The sequence below is a fragment of the Vreelandella sp. H-I2 genome (assembly GCF_052959335.1).
In genome coordinates, this window is sequence record NZ_JBRAMC010000004.1 from 187,871 (window position 1) to 203,435 (window position 15,565).

Here is a 15,565-nt window from a genome sequence, read left to right on the forward strand (position 1 = left end):
ATGAGCGTAATTCGGGTAGTCATTGCCGACGATAGCCAGGTAGCCCGCGACGTGCTACGCGATATCCTCAGCCGAGACGGTGATATTGAGATCGTGGGTGAAGCCACCAATGGCCGTGAGGCGGTAGAGCTTGCCAAGCGCTTAGCGCCCCAACTGATCACCATGGATCTCAACATGCCGGTCATGGATGGCCTGAGTGCGATCGAAGAGATCATGCACCACAAAGGGGTTCCCATCCTGGTGGTAAGCGACCGTTCAGATGCCCAAACGGCTTATCGCGCGCTTGAAGCAGGCGCGCTTGAAGTGATGCCTAAACCGACGTTCGAAGCGTCAGACGCTGAGCGCCTGCTAGAGCGCGTACGCCTGCTTGCGGGTGTGGCGGTGATCACTCGCCTACGGCGGCGCGGTTTAGCAACAGCCTATGCACCTCCCATACCTAAACTAACCACCGCAACACAGAGTATTCCACGTGACTTTCAGCATGTCATCGCCATCGCTTGCTCGACCGGTGGCCCTCAAGCATTAGTGCGTTTATTGCGACCACTTCCCGCCGATTTTCCAGCTCCTATTGTGATCGCTCAACATATCAGCCATGGCTTTATTGATGGCATGGCACAGTGGCTGACATCGTTGTGTACCATGCCGGTTAGTGTTGGCCAAGAAGGCGAGCAGCTACGCCCAGGGCATATATACCTTTCACCTTCCGAACGTGATTTATGCGTGTCCTCACGCCATCGCTTCCAGCTCCAGCCCAGCCCCGAAAAATCCCTGTATCACCCTAGCTGTGATGTTCTGCTGCAGAGTGTCGCCACGGTCTATGGCAGTGACGCCATTGGCATTATTTTGACCGGCATGGGCCGGGATGGTGTGAATGGCATGCGGGCTATTTACCAGGCTGGTGGCACCACCTTCGCTCAAGATGAAAACAGCTCGGTTATTTATGGCATGAACCAGGAAGCGGTCAATGCAGGCGTTATTCAGTATGAACTGCCACTTGAAGATTTCTCGCATCGACTGCTTCGCGATGTGTGCGGCTATGTCGCTAGCCGATCGGAGCCTTTGGCATGAGCGCGTTTGCCCCCTTTAAAACTCTCGTTTATAAACGCTGCGGTTTACATCTTGAGGGCTTAGCCGAAGCCCGTCTCTTACGGGCGGTCACCAGTTTACAAGCCATAACAGAGCTAACCGACACCACACAACTCCTCGACAAATTAACCAGCGATCCAGCCCTGTTCGATCAGTTTGTCAGTCAGTTGACGGTTAACGAAACCTATTTTTGTCGCGAGCCTGATGCTTTGAACTGGCTGGTCAACGCCTATTTACCTCAACGCTTAGCCGCTGGGGAGGCACCGCTATCCATCTTCAGCGCAGGCTGCTCTTCCGGTGAAGAGCCCTATAGCGTTGCTATGTTGCTCTATGAGCGCTTTGGTGAGCGCGCCAGAACGCTGTTCAATCTCTCCGGTGGCGACCTGGACCATCAAGTTCTCGCCAAGGCACGCCAAGCTATTTATGGCGGCATGGCATTTCGTGCCCTCTCGCCCACCTTTAAAGCGCGTTACTTCAGCCCCTATGAAGGCCGCTTTAAGCTCAATGAGGTTCTACGGCAATGGGTTACCTTTCGTCCTTTTAACCTGCTAAGCGCTAATGAGAACAGCCCCGGCGGTCCTTTTGATGTCATCTTGTTCCGTAACGTATCGATCTACTTTGACGAGCCGACCCGACGCCGTATTCACCAGCAGCTTAGTCAATTACTAAAACCGAATGGCATTTTACTCTGCGGCGTTACCGAAATCTTGGGTAATGATCTCGGCATTTTTGAACTGGCCGAAGCTCAGGGAGTGTTTTATTTCCGCTGCGCGAAACAGCCCGCGACCTCAACGGCAGCCTCCCCAACGTTTTCCTGGCTCGACATGGGTAACAAGGGCGATGTTAGCATTGAAAATAGCGATCAATTAGCCAGCACAGTTGACGACAAACCAGCCGCATCACTCGAGCAAGAAACAAAAAACGAGAAGGCAGCAAGCTTTACCCAGCAACTGCATACTGCGTATCAACTGCTCAATCAAAATGCCTTCGATGAAGCTGCCTCGTTGCTAAAGACATTGCTAACACAACAGCCATGGTCAGTTGATGCACTGGTGTTAGCAGGTTTAGTCGCTCGTTGGCAGCAACAGCCCCGCATAGCATGTGAACACTTTAAACGGGCCATCTACGTCATGCCGGAGTGCTGGCCAGCGCACTTCTATTTAGCGGAGCTTTATCGCCAGGGCGAACTGACCGACGAACCACTCCAACGTCAACGTCGCTATGCTGCCGTCGTTCGCTTGCTTTCGACCGACCCCACCTCGAATGGTGGGCTGGGCACCATCGCATCGCCACTTCCACCAGGCGATGCGCGCTTTCTGGCTGTGCGTCACCTGAAAGCAGTCAACACTACACTGGCAACGTCCAGTGATTCACAGGGAGTGTAATAGTATGGCGCTGGATATTCGCCGTTTTATACAGCGCTTTGTGGAAGAGGCAGCCGATCAACTGCCCCGCTTGCGCGAAGGAATCAACGCATTGGAGCAGGGTTATGCCGATCGCGAACAGATCAACGAATTGTTCCGCGCAGCGCATACCCTGAAAGGCTCGTCGCGCATGCTTAAGCTAACGCCTATTACGGCGTTGGCGCATAGCACTGAAGAGTTGCTAAGCGCTCTGCGCGACGAAACCCTTGCCATAACGCCTGAGATTACCAGTCTGCTAAATCAAGCAGTCGATGATCTTACAGACTTTGTCAGTCAGTTAGCCGAAGGGGCAACGGGGGAGGAATTATCTGCAGTTGATGAGACATTGTGTAGCGCGCTTGAAAATGCGGCTCATAGTCAAACCCAACCCAGCCTGCCAGTCTCCGCTGCGCCTTCAACGCAATCTTCCCTGGCTAAGTCTTCTATAGCTACGTCTTCTACAGCTATATCTTCTACTGCTACATCTTTCCCCCCTTCCGCGCTAGCCTCCGAAAACGAGTTACGACTAAGCGATACCGTTCGGGTTCGCTTAGACCGATTGGACGATGTAATTCGGTTGATGGGTGAAGTCCTTTCTGGCCATCATCACTTACATTCGTTAGTTGACCAAGCTCGAGAGCTATGTGCCACACTTCCTATCGAGCAGCAGGTGCCCTTTCACGCCTTTAACCGTGAACTGAAAGATAGTGTTTTAACCCATGATTCGCTGATGAGCGACCTGCATGACCGAGCGCTACAGATGCGCATGCTGCCGCTAAGCGTGGTGTTTGACCCGCTCGCGAAGATGTCTCGTGAATTAGCTCAATCCCTCGGAAAGCAGGTCGACTGTCGTGTACGCGGCAGCGAAATCGAACTTGATCGCCAGATGATTGATCGCCTGTCTGATCCACTCATCCACCTGCTGCGTAATGCGCTGGATCATGGCGTAGAGACGCCTTTGGTACGACAAGCGGCGGGCAAACCACTTCGTGGCCAGTTGAAGATTGAAGCGTGGCAAGATGCTGGCTGGGTGGTGGTTGAGATGCATGACGACGGAGCGGGCATTGCGCTTGATGCGGTGCGTCAGAAAGCGCTCGCCAAACAGCTCATCACTGAAGAACAGTTGAATGCACTCAGCGAACAGGAAACCCTAGAACTGATTTTCCTGCCCGGCTTTTCTACCAAAAGCATGATTACTGATTTTTCTGGGCGCGGTGTCGGCATGGATGTGGTGAAACGCACCGTAGTCGACGAACTTAACGGCGATTTACAGCTTGCCTGCGAACGTGGCCGCGGCACACGCTTTACCATGCGTCTGCCTTTATCACTAGCGATGATGCGGGTACTGTTGGTCAGCGTCGGCGGTATGAAACTAGGCGTAACAGCGCCTTATGTATCAGAGCTAGTGGAGTGTTCGGCTGAGTCTTTAATTGAAGCGGCTGGCCAGCGCACGCTAATTTTACGCAATGAATTCGTCCCTGTCGTATCGCTTGCGCACCTGCTTGAACTTCCCGCTAGTAGCGCTACCGACACCACCTTACTGCTGGTCGTCCATCAGCGGCATCAAAAGCTCGCTTTAATTATTGATTCATTGATTGATGAACGCGACATGGTCATCAAGCCGTTGCCCACGCACCTAAGCCATTTGCCTCTGGTATCAGGCATGGTCTCGATGGGCCGCAACACACTCGTAAGTCTACTGCATGTACCCGCGCTGTTAGAGCTTACCCGCCGCACTGCGCAGCGCTCTGGCTCTGAGCGCACAGCAGCCACTATTGCGCAGCGAATTTTAGTGGTCGACGACTCACTAAATACTCGCGAAATAGAAAAAGACGTGCTTGAAGCGTGGGGCTATCACGTCACGCTGGCTGAAAATGGTCGCGACGGATTAGCCAAAGCACTGGCCGAGCCATTTGATGCAGTGCTTACTGACGTTGAAATGCCGATAATGGATGGCTTTGCGCTGACAGCAAGACTGCGCGAAAATGAAGTTTACCGTCATCGACCGATTATTATTATCACCTCGCGAGAAAAAGAGGCTGATCGCCGACGCGGCATAGAAGTCGGTGCCGACGCTTATATCGTTAAAGGCAGCTTTGATCAGAATAATTTAGTAGAGACACTGCAAGCCCTGCTGGGGTAACCGTAAATGTCACTCAGAAAACAACCATCACGAGGTAATAAATGCATATCCTGGTCGTAGACGACGATCCACTGGCAGGGGAAATGACGGCAGCACTGCTTGAGTCACAAGGTCATACAGCCTCACTGGCCTGTGATGCAATGGAAGCCGTCGACCAGTTAGATGCTCGCAACGATATCGGGCTGATTATCAGCGATATGCACATGCCTCTGATCAGTGGGTTAGCGCTTTTGGCGATGCTCAGAGAGCAGGATAACCACCTGCCCTTTATTTTGCTCACTGGGGATACTCCGGATGAGGCACTTTGTCGGACACCTGGCCTCAGCGCTTGTTTAAGTAAAGACGCAGACTTAGCTTCCAGCCTGGCAGCAGCCGTTAATCAAGCGCTCGTCCGGTAAGCAATCTTGTTGGGATAGCAGGGATAAAAGAATGGAATGGATCGCCGCTTTCGATCACTCACGTAGGTAGTTTGATGTCTAAGCCCGCCCCTTCGCTGCACGATAAGCTAACTCAGCTACGTGAGCGTTTTATTGAGCAGCTTTCTTCTCGCTTAGTGCAAATCGCCGAGCAGTGGCAACAGAGCTGCTCGTCCCCAGAAGAACAAACGCGACTGGCACCGGAGCTGCACCGCTTCTTTCATAGCTTAAAAGGGACCGGGAGATCGCTAGGCTTTGAACGGCTTGCGATGCTTGCTGACCAGGCGGAGGAGGCACTCACCACCGTTCCAACCCGTGGCGACATCGACGCCTATATTACCCAACTTCTACAACAACTTCGCGATGAGCAGCAGCATTTACGTTCCCATCATGGTCAACAACAAGCCTTGGCGGCGGTGAACAGCTTTGAGCTTACCAACCAAGCTGAGCCGTTGCGTAATAAGCGCCAACGGCTGATTTACCTGTGTGACGATGAACCCGAACAGGTTGATCAGTTAATTCATCATCTGCGCTGTTTTGGCCATGAGGTGGTCCATTTCCTCGATACTGAAAGCTTCTTTAATGCGGTACTCAATCGACGACCTGACGCGGTCATTATGGATGTGCAATTCCCTCACGGTCAGACGGCAGGGACAGAAACTCTAACTAGCTTGAAAAAACTGACCGGCCAACCACTACCCGCGATCGTTTTATCGGCTCACAGTGATTTTCACTCGCGGCTAAGTGCTGTTCGCGCTGGCTGCAGTGGTTACTTTACCAAGCCGGTAAAACCGTTGGACCTTATGCTAGCCGTTGATGAGCTCACTGCGCCAATAGCGGAAGGGCCGCTGAAGGTGCTCGTAGTCGATGATGAACCCGAAGCGGCCGCCTACCACGCTGTGCTGCTTGAAGAAGCCGGCATGCTCGCTCAACAAGTGCACCATCCCACCGATGCACTCGCGGCCCTGGAACGCTTTAACCCTGATTTACTGTTGGTAGATATGTATATGCCGGTGTGTTCTGGTGAGGAGCTGGCGACGATCATCCGTCAGCAGCCGGAATATCTAGGTCTGCCGATTATCTATCTCTCGAGTGAAACCGACAGCCAAAAGCAGGTTTCCGCCATGGCCGCCGGTGTTGAAGCATTTATTACCAAGCCAGTGCAGCCCGAAGACCTTATTTCTGCTGTGCAGCTACGCGCCGAACGTCTACGACTGCTTCGGTCATTAATGTCTCGCGACAGTATGACCGGCCTGTATAACCATAGCACCACCACCGAACTCATCAGCAAGGCACTGGCCCAGGCACACCGTGAGAAGAGCCAGCACGCCATGGCAATGATCGATATCGATAACTTCAAGCAGGTTAACGACATTCACGGTCACTTGGCGGGCGACCAAGTGATTATTACCTTAGCGAGGCTGTTAAAAAGCCGTCTACGGCTCTCTGATATCATTGGCCGCTATGGCGGTGAAGAATTTGTTGTGCTGCTGAAAGGCATTAACGCTGAGAAGGCCGCTGAGTTAATCGACAGCTTGCGTAACGACTTTTCGCTGGTCGACTTTCACGCCGGTGACGTCCGCTTTCGCTGTACGTTCAGCGCAGGGATTAGTAGTTTCCCTGAGCAACCATCAACCGAATCACTACGTTTGAACGCCGACCAAGCGCTCTACCGCGCCAAACGCCAGGGTCGCAATCAGGTGGTGACGGAGCTAGCCAATGACCTCTGAGCCTCCCCGCGATAGCCAAGCAAATAACCTTCAGCACGCCCAGTCTTTAAACGAAATACTAGAGGCACACAGCGATGCTGAAAGCATGGTGGATGTCGATGAGCCCACCCAGCAACTCGTGCTATTTAGGCTCAATGGCCAGCACTTTGCGCTTCCCGGCAGCGCAGTGAGTGAAATTTTACCCAGCGACCAGCCCGTCTATTATGTCCCGGGATTACCAGCCTCTACCGAGGGCGTACTACACCTACGTGGCAAAATTGAATCAGTGATCAGTTTTCATTCTCTCCTCGGCTTACCCATACCGGAAGGCAACTCGCAGGGGATGATTTTGCTAGTGGCTGCGGCGGGCATTCGCAGTGGCGTGCGTATAGAGCAGCTTGATGATGTTTGCGACCTCCCCCAGAGCATGCTGCAACCACCCCCCGAAACGCTTTCCAGCACGCTGCGCCCTTATGTCAGTGCGCTATGGCAAATAGATGAACGTCAAGCGCTTGCCCTGCTTGACCCTGAGGCGTTGTTCACTGCCTACCAGCAGGGGTTGGGTTAAGGTGATGAAGCGTTGCGACCAACAGGTGCAAGCCCAGGTTACCCTAGTGCTGTTTAGCGTAGGCCCCTATCGCGCAGCACTGGAAGCGAGCCATGTGCTCGCCATGACCGACCAACCCACGGCCTTGCGAACTGCCTATGCGCAATCGCTGCTCCATGAAGCGGACGCCTCACTGCTTCCCTCAAGCCGCTGGCTGACTTTGCGTGACGTTCAAACTGCCGATAGTGAAAAAAACAGCACTTGGCAACTGGGCGTAAGCGGTGACATTACGCTTCAGCAACTGCCTGCTAACACGCTCTATCCGCTGCCGAACTTGCTCAAGCACCGCCGTTTCTCACCAGCCCTGTGTGGCGTCACTTTTGAACAGCAGCAGTTGATACTGCTGCTGGATGCAAGCAAGCTTAGCCCTTAGCCTTTAACTCGCCAGCCACAAACAGCTAATGGCATCGCCCTCGGCTATGTCGCTATTGGCCGGAATGACCGCAAAGGCATCAGCATTGATGCACGATGAGAGCACACCGGAGTTCTGATCAACAAAGGCCTTCGCCGTCACCCCGCTGGGCGTGAACTGAAGTGTCACGCGCATATAGTGTTCCCGGGGTCCCGTCGAGGTGGCAAACCCTGCTTTCGCGGTCACCTTTGGCAGTGATTTTAGCGTCGGACAGCCCATCATTTCGCCCAGCAAGGGGCGTAAAAACAACCAGGCGCCGACAAACCCAGAGACCGGATTGCCCGGCAGGCCGACAAACCTTGCCTGGGTGCCATCACAGCGAGGCAAACGACCCAGCGCCAATGGCTTGCCGGGTCGAATGGCCAGCTTCCACATATCGAGTTGGCCAATCGCTTCCAGCGCTGCTTTGACGTGATCTTCTTCACCAACACTCACGCCGCCGGTGGTCACGACTAAATCCGCTTCATCGGCAGCAGCCGTTAACAGGTCAACGGTGCGGGCATAGCTGTCTGGTACGCTCACGGTACTCACCACCTCGGCACCAAAGTTTTCCAACAGGCGCTTAAGCATCGGCCGGTTGGAGTTATACAGCTGGCCTGGTTGTAACGGGGTACCTGGATCAATGATCTCATCGCCTGTCGATAACAGGGCGACACGGGGCTTTCGTCGTACACTCACATGCGTCACGCCTTGGCCTGCCAAGTGGCCAAGTGCTGCGGCTTCAAGACGCTCACCGGCATTCAATAGCACACTGCCCTGACGCACATCGCGCCCCTGACGGCGAACATTATCGCCCACTGGAATGTCGGCGGGCATCAGCGCACGCTCGCCGTCAACCTCAACGCGTTCCTGCATGACCACACAGTCGGCACCGGGAGGGATCTCACCACCTGTAAAAATTCGTGCACAACTGCCGGGCGCAAGCGCCTGAGTCGGTGTGCCTGCCGCAATACGCTGGCTCACCGGTAGCCACTGCCCCGCATCGTCGGCGCGCAAGGCGTAGCCGTCCATCGCGCTGTTATCAAACGGCGGCACATCTAGCTGCGCCGTGACGGCTTCGGCCAACACACGCCCAGCGGCGGCTTCCAGCGAAACGCTCTCTGCGCCGAGTAGGCTTACGTCTGCCAGCAGCGCTTCCAACGCGGCTGAAATCGGCTGCAGATCAGCCATGTTGCCCCCGGCCTGGGATAACCAGGTTGGCGAAATTGCAGGGCTTGTGGCGGCTATCCAACTGTTCGGCCAGAATACCGTCCCAGCCCGTGCGGCAGGCGCCGGTTGAGCCCGGCAAGCAGAACACCACCGTGGCGTTGGCGAGACCACCCAGACAACGGCTTTGAATCGTCGAGCTGCCGATCTCGTCACCGCTAAGCTGGCGAAAACGCTCACCAAAGCCTTCAATGCGCTTGTCGAGTAAAACGGCAATGGCTTCGGGAGTTGAGTCGCGGCCAGTAAAACCAGTGCCGCCGGTGGTAATCACTACCTGCACATTTGAATCGGCTATCCACTCTGCCACGACGGCGCGAATGCGGTAGACATCATCAGGTACGATACGCTTCTCAGCGAGCGTGTGACCGGCGTTGGTTAGCCGTTCCACGAGGGCTTGACCACTGCGATCGGTCTCTTCAGTACGCGTATCAGAGACCGTCAGTACAGCAATCGTGAGGGGCACCATTGGTTCCATGTCGTTACCCCTTCGCTTTTTTTTGTGCTTGGCGAGACTCTAGCGCCGCCAGCTGCTCGGGTGTCGCTTTCCCTTGGTAGTACTCTTTCCACTCGCTATAGGGCATGCCGTATACGTACTCACGGGCCTCTTCATAGCTAAGGGCTTCATTTCGCGCTTCAGCAGCGGTCACCAACCATTTAGACAAGCAATTGCGGCAAAAGTCGGCCAAGATCATCAGGTCGATATTCTGGACATCTTTGTTGTCATCCAGATGGTCTAGCAAGCGACGAAACGCAGCGGCTTCGAGCTCTGTACGCGTGGTTGGGTCTAACTCATCAAATGCTGACATAACCTTTCCTCTCGCAAAGTGGTTTCTGGCTATTAACAACTTAAGGTGCAGCATAACAAAAGACACCGCCAGAAGGCGGTGTCTAAGCTCTCAATAAACAGCTTATCAGCTGGTTCGAGGCGCCGATGGCTCGCTGCTGCCACCAGCTGATTTACGAGCCGCTACCTCTTCTTCCGATAGCGTTTGGTCTTTGACCTCTTCGTACCATAGGTTGTGATGCTCTTTGGCCCAGCATTCATCCACGTAGCCAGTCGTCATACCTTCTAGCGCACCTTCGGTACCCAACGTGCCGATATAGATATGGCCTAAGGAAACCGCCGTCAGCCCCAATGCCCCCACAGCGTGGATAATATTCGCCCACTGCATGGTGTCGCGGCCCTGATTGAAGTTGGGGAAGTCGAGCACAAACCCGCTGGCGATCACCAATAGGCCCACCGTTGCCAGCATCCAATACCATGCTTTTTCGCCGCCATTGGCAAAGCCTGCATCGACATGCTTTTTGCCAATCATACCGCCGCCTTTCTTAAACCACACCCAGTCGTGCTTTTTGGGAATGTTCTCTTTGATCAGGCTGACCAGCAGTATTACGAGCAGAATGCCAAAAATTGGCCCCAGGTAATTGTGCAGCACTTTTGTGGCCGCAATCATCCAGGCCCAAATTCCATCGCCAAACAGCGGCCGGAACACGAACTTACCGAACAGCAGCGTCATCCCGGTCAGCGCCAGAATGATAAATAGCGTGGCTACCGTCCAGTGCAGTGCGCGCTTCATTAGCGTCCAGCGCAATAGCAAACGACCTGTCCGCGGTGCTTCAAGCTCCTTACGTCCCACAATGAAGTAGAACAGAGCGATCAGCGCCGCCATGCCAAATACGGCGATCAATCCAAAGGGTGACACCCAGCGGTTACGAATCTGCCGCCAGGTTTCACCGCTTGAATTGATCAGGCTGTAGTTACTGTCGGCGCGTGAATCACGATAGTTGGGACCGGTTTCTCCGCTACGTACCTGACGCCACTGATCGGCGGTAATGCCGGGGGCGGCGGTGGTCATTTCACGATTGGGATCCGCTTGGGCAACGGCCACTTGCGTGAAACCGAGGCTGAGCACTAGCGCAAACGCCACCAGCATAAAACGCCATATGCCCAGGGCGAGCCCTTTACCTGAGCTTGGCACCCCACCGGGTGCCTGTGCAGTCAACAGGTTCATGACACGCCTCCTTACCCTTTATGGGCAGCATCATAGGCTAGGTTGTCGGCACTGGCCTGAGGGTTATTGGACCATGCACCATCTTTATGGCCGCGATGAACGACGCGCTGGCGGAAGATATCAGCGACGTCTTGGGCATCACCCGCTAGCAGCGCTTTGGTGGAACACATTTCAGCACATAGCGGCAGTTTGCCTTCAGCAATACGGTTAGAGCCGTACTTCTCGTACTCCTCTTCTTTGCTTTCGGCCGGGCCGCCCGCGCAGAAGGTGCATTTGTCCATTTTACCGCGCTCGCCGAACGCATCCTGCTGGGGAAACTGCGGCGCGCCGAAGGGACAGGCGTAAAGGCAATAACCACAGCCAATGCAGAGATCCTTATCGTGCAGCACGATGCCATCGTCAGTTTTATAGAAACAATCGGTGGGGCAGACGGCCATACAGGGAGCGTCATCACAGTGCATGCAGGCGACGGAAATGGACATTTCATCCGCTTCACCGTCGTTGAGCGTCACTACCCGGCGGCGCTGAATGCCCCATTCAACGTCATTGGCATTTTTACAGGCGGTGACGCAGCCGTTGCACTCAATGCAGCGTTCGGCGTCACACATAAATTTCATTTGAGCCATGTTGTTCTCCTCATGCCGGTGCGGGATGGCTCCCGCACCGTCGTGCTGTCAGGTCGGGTGGGGCTTAAGCGCGCTCAATGCGGCAAATGGTGCACTTGGTCTCTTGCATCAGTGTCACCGGGTCGTAACCGTAGGTGGTCGCAGTGTTGGCCGCTTCACCGATGATGTACGGGTCAGACCCATCCGGGTAACGGTCGCGCAGGCTTTCGCCCTGGAACATGCCGCCAAAGTGGAACGGCATAAACGCAACGTTACGATCAACGCGAGGCGTGACCAGCGCTTTGACTTTCACGCGGCCCCCTTCAGCCCCTTCGACCCAGACCTGATCACCATCTTTGATGCTAAGGTCGTTGGCATCCGCCGGGTTAATCTCGACGAACATTTCCTGCTGGAGCTCGGCAAGCCACGACATGGAACGCGTCTCTTCACCGCCCCCTTCATACTCAACCAGGCGCCCTGAGGTGAGAATCATCGGGTACTCACCCGTGTTGTCACGGTCCTGAATGGTTTTGTACATGGTGGGCAGGCGCATAATCGAGTCGAAATCGTCCCAGGTAGGGAAGCGTTCAACCAAATCACGGCGTGTGGTGTAGAGCGGTTCGCGGTGTTTCGGCACTTGGTCGGGGAAGGTCCATACCACGGCACGAGCTTTGGCGTTGCCATAGGGCGCGCAGCCATGCGCAATCGTGACACGCTGGATACCGCCAGACAGGTCGGTTTTCCAGTTTTTGCCTTCCGCCGCCTGCTTCTCTTCGGCGGTCAGGTCGTCCCACCAGCCTAGGTCTTTGAGCAGTTGGTCGTTGAACTCCGGATAGCCATCGTCGATATCGCCTCCCACCGGTGCAGAACCTTCCGCCAGTAGGTTGACACCATCTCGCTCGATACCGAAACGGGCGCGAAAGCCCATACCGCCTTCCATCACCGGTACGCTGGTATCGTAAAGATTAGGCGAGCCCGGGTGCTTAAACTCAGCCGTGCCCCAGCAGGGCCACGGCAAGCCGTAATAGTCACCATCCGCCGGGCCGCCCTCTGCGCGCAGGTTCTCGAAGCTGAACGTGTGCCAGTTTTGCTGGTGCTCTTTGAGGCGTTCGGGGCTTTGCCCGGTGTAGCCGACCGTCCACATACCGCGGTTGATTTCGCGCAGAATATCTTCAATCAACGGCTCATCACCGTTCATCTGATAGTTCTTAACCAGCTCATTACCGAAGCCCAACTTACGGGCGAACAGGTACATGATTTCGTGGTCGGGCTTGGACTCAAACAGCGGCTTGATCACGCGGTCACGCCACTGAAGCGAGCGGTTGGTCGCGGTGACACTGCCGGTAGTTTCGAACTGGGTGGCCGCTGGCAGCAGATAAACGCCGTCGCTGCGGTCGTGCATAACAGCGGCAACGGTGGGATAAGGATCAACGATGACCATCATCTCGAGCTTCTGCATCGCTTTTTGCATCTCGACGCCGCGGGTCTGGGAGTTAACCGCGTGCCCCCAATAGAACATCGCTTTCAGCGCGGTACGCTGGGAAATGTTCTCGTCCTCTTCGAGCACGCCATCGACCCAGCGCGACACGGTAATACCGGCGGTGTACATGGGCTTACCATCGGCATACTCGGTATCGTCATAGCGGCCTTTAAGCCACTCGTAGTCGAGATCCCACACCTGCGCCCAGTGCTGCCAGGCACCTTCCGCCAAACCGTAGTAACCAGGCAATGAATCGCAGCCAAGGCCCAGGTCGGTCGCCCCCTGTACGTTATCATGGCCACGCAGGATGTTAGCGCCGCCGCCCGCCACACCGATATTCCCCAGCGCCAGCTCAAGAATGCAGTAAGCGCGGGTATTGTTGTTGCCGGTGGTGTGCTGGGTGCCGCCCATACACCAGACCACACAGCCAGGCCGGTTGTCGGAGAGGCGTTTGGCGACGTCAAACATCTCGGCTTCGGGTACGCCGGTCACTTCTTCGACGACGCTGGGCGGGAAGTTGGCGACTTCGGCGCGCACTTCATCCATCCCATAAACGCGCTGATTGATGTACTCGTTATCTTCCCAGCCGTTATCGAAAATGTGCCACAGCAGGCCCCAAATATACGCCACATCAGAGCCAGGACGCAGGCGTACGTACTTGTTAGCCTTAGCGGCGGTACGGGTAAAGCGCGGATCGGCGACGATGATGTCGCAGTTATTACGCTCTTTTGCGATCAGGATATGCTGCATCGCTACCGGGTGCGCTTCACTGGGATTAGAGCCAATGAACAGAATCGCCTTACTGTTATGCATGTCGTTGAGCGAATTAGTCATCGCTCCATAACCCCAGGTATTTGCTACGCCCGCCACGGTCGTAGAGTGGCAGATACGCGCCTGGTGATCGGTATTGTTGGTACCCCACAACGAGGCCAGCTTGCGCATTAAATACGCCTGCTCATTGCTGAACTTCGCCGAACCCAGCCAATAAACGCTGTCCGGGCCGTGCTCTTCGCGCAGTTCAAGCAGTTTGTCGCCGATTTCGTTAACGGCGTCTTCCCAGCTCATGCGCTCCCACTCACCGGCCACCAGTTTCATCGGGTACTTAAGACGGCGCGTTGAGTGACCGTGCTGGCGCAGCGAGGCGCCTTTCGCGCAGTGTGCGCCACGGTTAATGGGGTGATCAAAGGCGGGCTCTTGTTTGGTCCAAATGCCCTCTTGAACTTCGGCATAAACGCCACAACCTACTGAACAATGGGAGCAGATAGTGCGTTTGACCTCGACCGGTGAGTCCAGCACGGGGGTTTTGTCAGCCGACTCGGCGCGCCGCATCATCGGAGCGCCCATGAAGCCCACAGCAGCCACACCGCCGGTGGCTGCACCGCTACGCTTGAGGAATTGGCGGCGGGAAATACCCAGCCCGGAGGCCTTGGGGGTGTCTGTTTTGCGAGTTAAGCGCATGGCAAATCTCCTGGCATTCCGCCGTCAGTCACGCAGCGAGGCGTAGTAAGCACGGACGTGATCAGTCTCACGGTAGTTAACCGTTTGTTTTTCTTTTTTCACCGGGGCAGTGTCAGCCTGAGCCAGGGTGATATGACCGACGGCCGCCGCAGCGCCTGCAGCGGCGGTACCCAACCCTACGGTTTTCATAAACCGGCGGCGCTCAGAATTGTGTGCTGCTGAAGTTGAAGACAGTTTTGAAGACGGCTGCATGGGATTCTCCTCTTACATGCTTTTTTATACTGGGCCTATTGTCACAGGGGGCTGGTGACACCGGAGCTTAGGCCTTTGTTATCAGGTTGCTTCGCGCTCTCATCGGAGTGCTTGGTCACGGGTTGATAGGGCGCCATGTAACCGATGCCGTATCAGCTATTATAGCTCGACAATACGTACCGGCGTATGGCTCGCGTCGCTAATCAAACGAGCCTGCTCACTCTCCATAAAAGCGCTTCCCAACTGCCCTAGCGCTGCATAGAAAGCGGCATCTACCTGCCCCAGGTCGTCAAAACAATCGACTGACCAGGGCGCTAAATGCTGTTGAAAAAAGAAGGCCTGCTCTGGGTTTTCGGATTCAATCAACATCGCCATTACTTCACACAGTGCGGCGAGATGGTCCTCGGGATCCCGCGTATGCTCACTACGTTCAAAGCCGAGCACTCGCAGGTCTTGACGAAGCGCCACCAGCGCTGCTTCCATCAATTCGCCATTGCGGTACCATGAGGCATACGGCACCACTTCACCTTGAATCACGCCGACCAGAAGGCGAAAGTGGGCACGCTGTAATTGCTCAATATCGGCTTTCTGCGCCGCACCTGCCAGTGCATGCCAGCATTCCGCCAGACGGCTGCCGTCTTGCTCGATGTCGAGGTCAGCCAGCCAGCTCAGTAGTTCGGCATCTGGGGGCTGGCGCAACAGCGTGGCAAGCAGTTGGTAGATATCGGCGCGAAGCGCATCCGCTTCTTTAAGCGTGGGCAGTGAATCCGTCATCG

Annotated in this window: 15 protein-coding genes; 7 read left to right on the plus strand and 8 right to left on the minus strand. The window is 55.3% G+C overall.

Annotation, left to right across the window (positions count from 1 at the left end; genetic code table 11):
* The 7 genes from cheB to ACUVOF_RS11680 all read left to right on the plus strand — a co-directional run bounded on the left by cheB (position 1) and on the right by ACUVOF_RS11680 (position 7,737).
* Positions 1 to 1,068 (plus strand): chemotaxis-specific protein-glutamate methyltransferase CheB, encoded by a 1,068-nt coding sequence (gene cheB, locus ACUVOF_RS11650; RefSeq protein ID WP_447044509.1) that lies wholly within the window; start codon positions 1 to 3, stop codon positions 1,066 to 1,068.
* Entirely contained in the window at positions 1,065 to 2,471 is a 1,407-nt protein-coding gene (locus ACUVOF_RS11655; protein WP_447044510.1) for a CheR family methyltransferase, read from the plus strand. The genes cheB and ACUVOF_RS11655 overlap by 4 nt, the downstream gene beginning before the upstream one ends.
* A 4-nt stretch (positions 2,472 to 2,475) precedes the next feature.
* Positions 2,476 to 4,632, plus strand: coding sequence for a hybrid sensor histidine kinase/response regulator (locus ACUVOF_RS11660; RefSeq protein WP_447044511.1), 2,157 nt, complete (start codon positions 2,476 to 2,478; stop codon positions 4,630 to 4,632).
* Between the two features lie 41 nt (positions 4,633 to 4,673).
* The gene (locus ACUVOF_RS11665; RefSeq protein WP_447044512.1) at positions 4,674 to 5,030 is read left to right on the plus strand and encodes a response regulator; all 357 of its coding nucleotides are present in this window, start codon (positions 4,674 to 4,676) and stop codon (positions 5,028 to 5,030) included.
* Between the two features lie 74 nt (positions 5,031 to 5,104).
* Entirely contained in the window at positions 5,105 to 6,778 is a 1,674-nt protein-coding gene (locus tag ACUVOF_RS11670; RefSeq protein WP_447044513.1) for a diguanylate cyclase, read from the plus strand.
* The gene (locus tag ACUVOF_RS11675) at positions 6,768 to 7,325 is read left to right on the plus strand and encodes a chemotaxis protein CheW (RefSeq protein WP_447044514.1); all 558 of its coding nucleotides are present in this window, start codon (positions 6,768 to 6,770) and stop codon (positions 7,323 to 7,325) included. Before ACUVOF_RS11670 ends, ACUVOF_RS11675 begins: the two co-directional genes overlap by 11 nt.
* 4 nt (positions 7,326 to 7,329) lie before the next feature.
* Positions 7,330 to 7,737, plus strand: coding sequence for a hypothetical protein (locus tag ACUVOF_RS11680; protein WP_447044515.1), 408 nt, complete (start codon positions 7,330 to 7,332; stop codon positions 7,735 to 7,737).
* A gap of 3 nt (positions 7,738 to 7,740) precedes the next feature.
* On the opposite strand, the gene ACUVOF_RS11685 is transcribed toward ACUVOF_RS11680, so the two are convergent.
* From ACUVOF_RS11685 to ACUVOF_RS11720, 8 genes are all read right to left on the minus strand, one after another.
* Positions 7,741 to 8,946, minus strand: a complete 1,206-nt coding sequence (locus ACUVOF_RS11685) for a molybdopterin molybdotransferase MoeA (RefSeq protein WP_447044516.1) — start codon at positions 8,944 to 8,946, stop codon at positions 7,741 to 7,743.
* Positions 8,939 to 9,457 carry a molybdenum cofactor biosynthesis protein B gene (gene moaB, locus ACUVOF_RS11690; RefSeq protein ID WP_447044517.1) on the minus strand — a complete coding sequence of 173 codons (519 nt, stop codon included), beginning with the start codon at positions 9,455 to 9,457 and terminating at the stop codon, positions 8,939 to 8,941. Before moaB ends, ACUVOF_RS11685 begins: the two co-directional genes overlap by 8 nt.
* A gap of 4 nt (positions 9,458 to 9,461) precedes the next feature.
* Positions 9,462 to 9,788: a DUF1244 domain-containing protein gene (locus tag ACUVOF_RS11695; protein WP_447044518.1), complete on the minus strand. Its 327-nt coding sequence runs from the start codon at positions 9,786 to 9,788 to the stop codon at positions 9,462 to 9,464.
* Positions 9,789 to 9,893: 105 nt separating this feature from the next.
* Positions 9,894 to 10,994, minus strand: a complete 1,101-nt coding sequence (locus ACUVOF_RS11700) for a formate dehydrogenase subunit gamma (RefSeq protein WP_447044519.1) — start codon at positions 10,992 to 10,994, stop codon at positions 9,894 to 9,896.
* An 11-nt stretch (positions 10,995 to 11,005) separates the two neighbouring features.
* A complete protein-coding gene (gene fdh3B, locus ACUVOF_RS11705) occupies positions 11,006 to 11,620 on the minus strand; it encodes a formate dehydrogenase FDH3 subunit beta (protein ID WP_022521832.1) in 615 nt (204 codons plus the stop codon).
* A gap of 64 nt (positions 11,621 to 11,684) precedes the next feature.
* Complete coding sequence (locus tag ACUVOF_RS11710; protein ID WP_447044520.1) at positions 11,685 to 14,537, minus strand: molybdopterin-dependent oxidoreductase; 2,853 nt, start codon at positions 14,535 to 14,537, stop codon at positions 11,685 to 11,687.
* A 24-nt stretch (positions 14,538 to 14,561) separates the two neighbouring features.
* Positions 14,562 to 14,789, minus strand: coding sequence for a twin-arginine translocation signal domain-containing protein (locus ACUVOF_RS11715; RefSeq protein WP_447044521.1), 228 nt, complete (start codon positions 14,787 to 14,789; stop codon positions 14,562 to 14,564).
* A gap of 159 nt (positions 14,790 to 14,948) precedes the next feature.
* Complete coding sequence (locus ACUVOF_RS11720; protein ID WP_447044522.1) at positions 14,949 to 15,563, minus strand: TorD/DmsD family molecular chaperone; 615 nt, start codon at positions 15,561 to 15,563, stop codon at positions 14,949 to 14,951.
* Positions 15,564 to 15,565 lie beyond the last annotated feature (2 nt).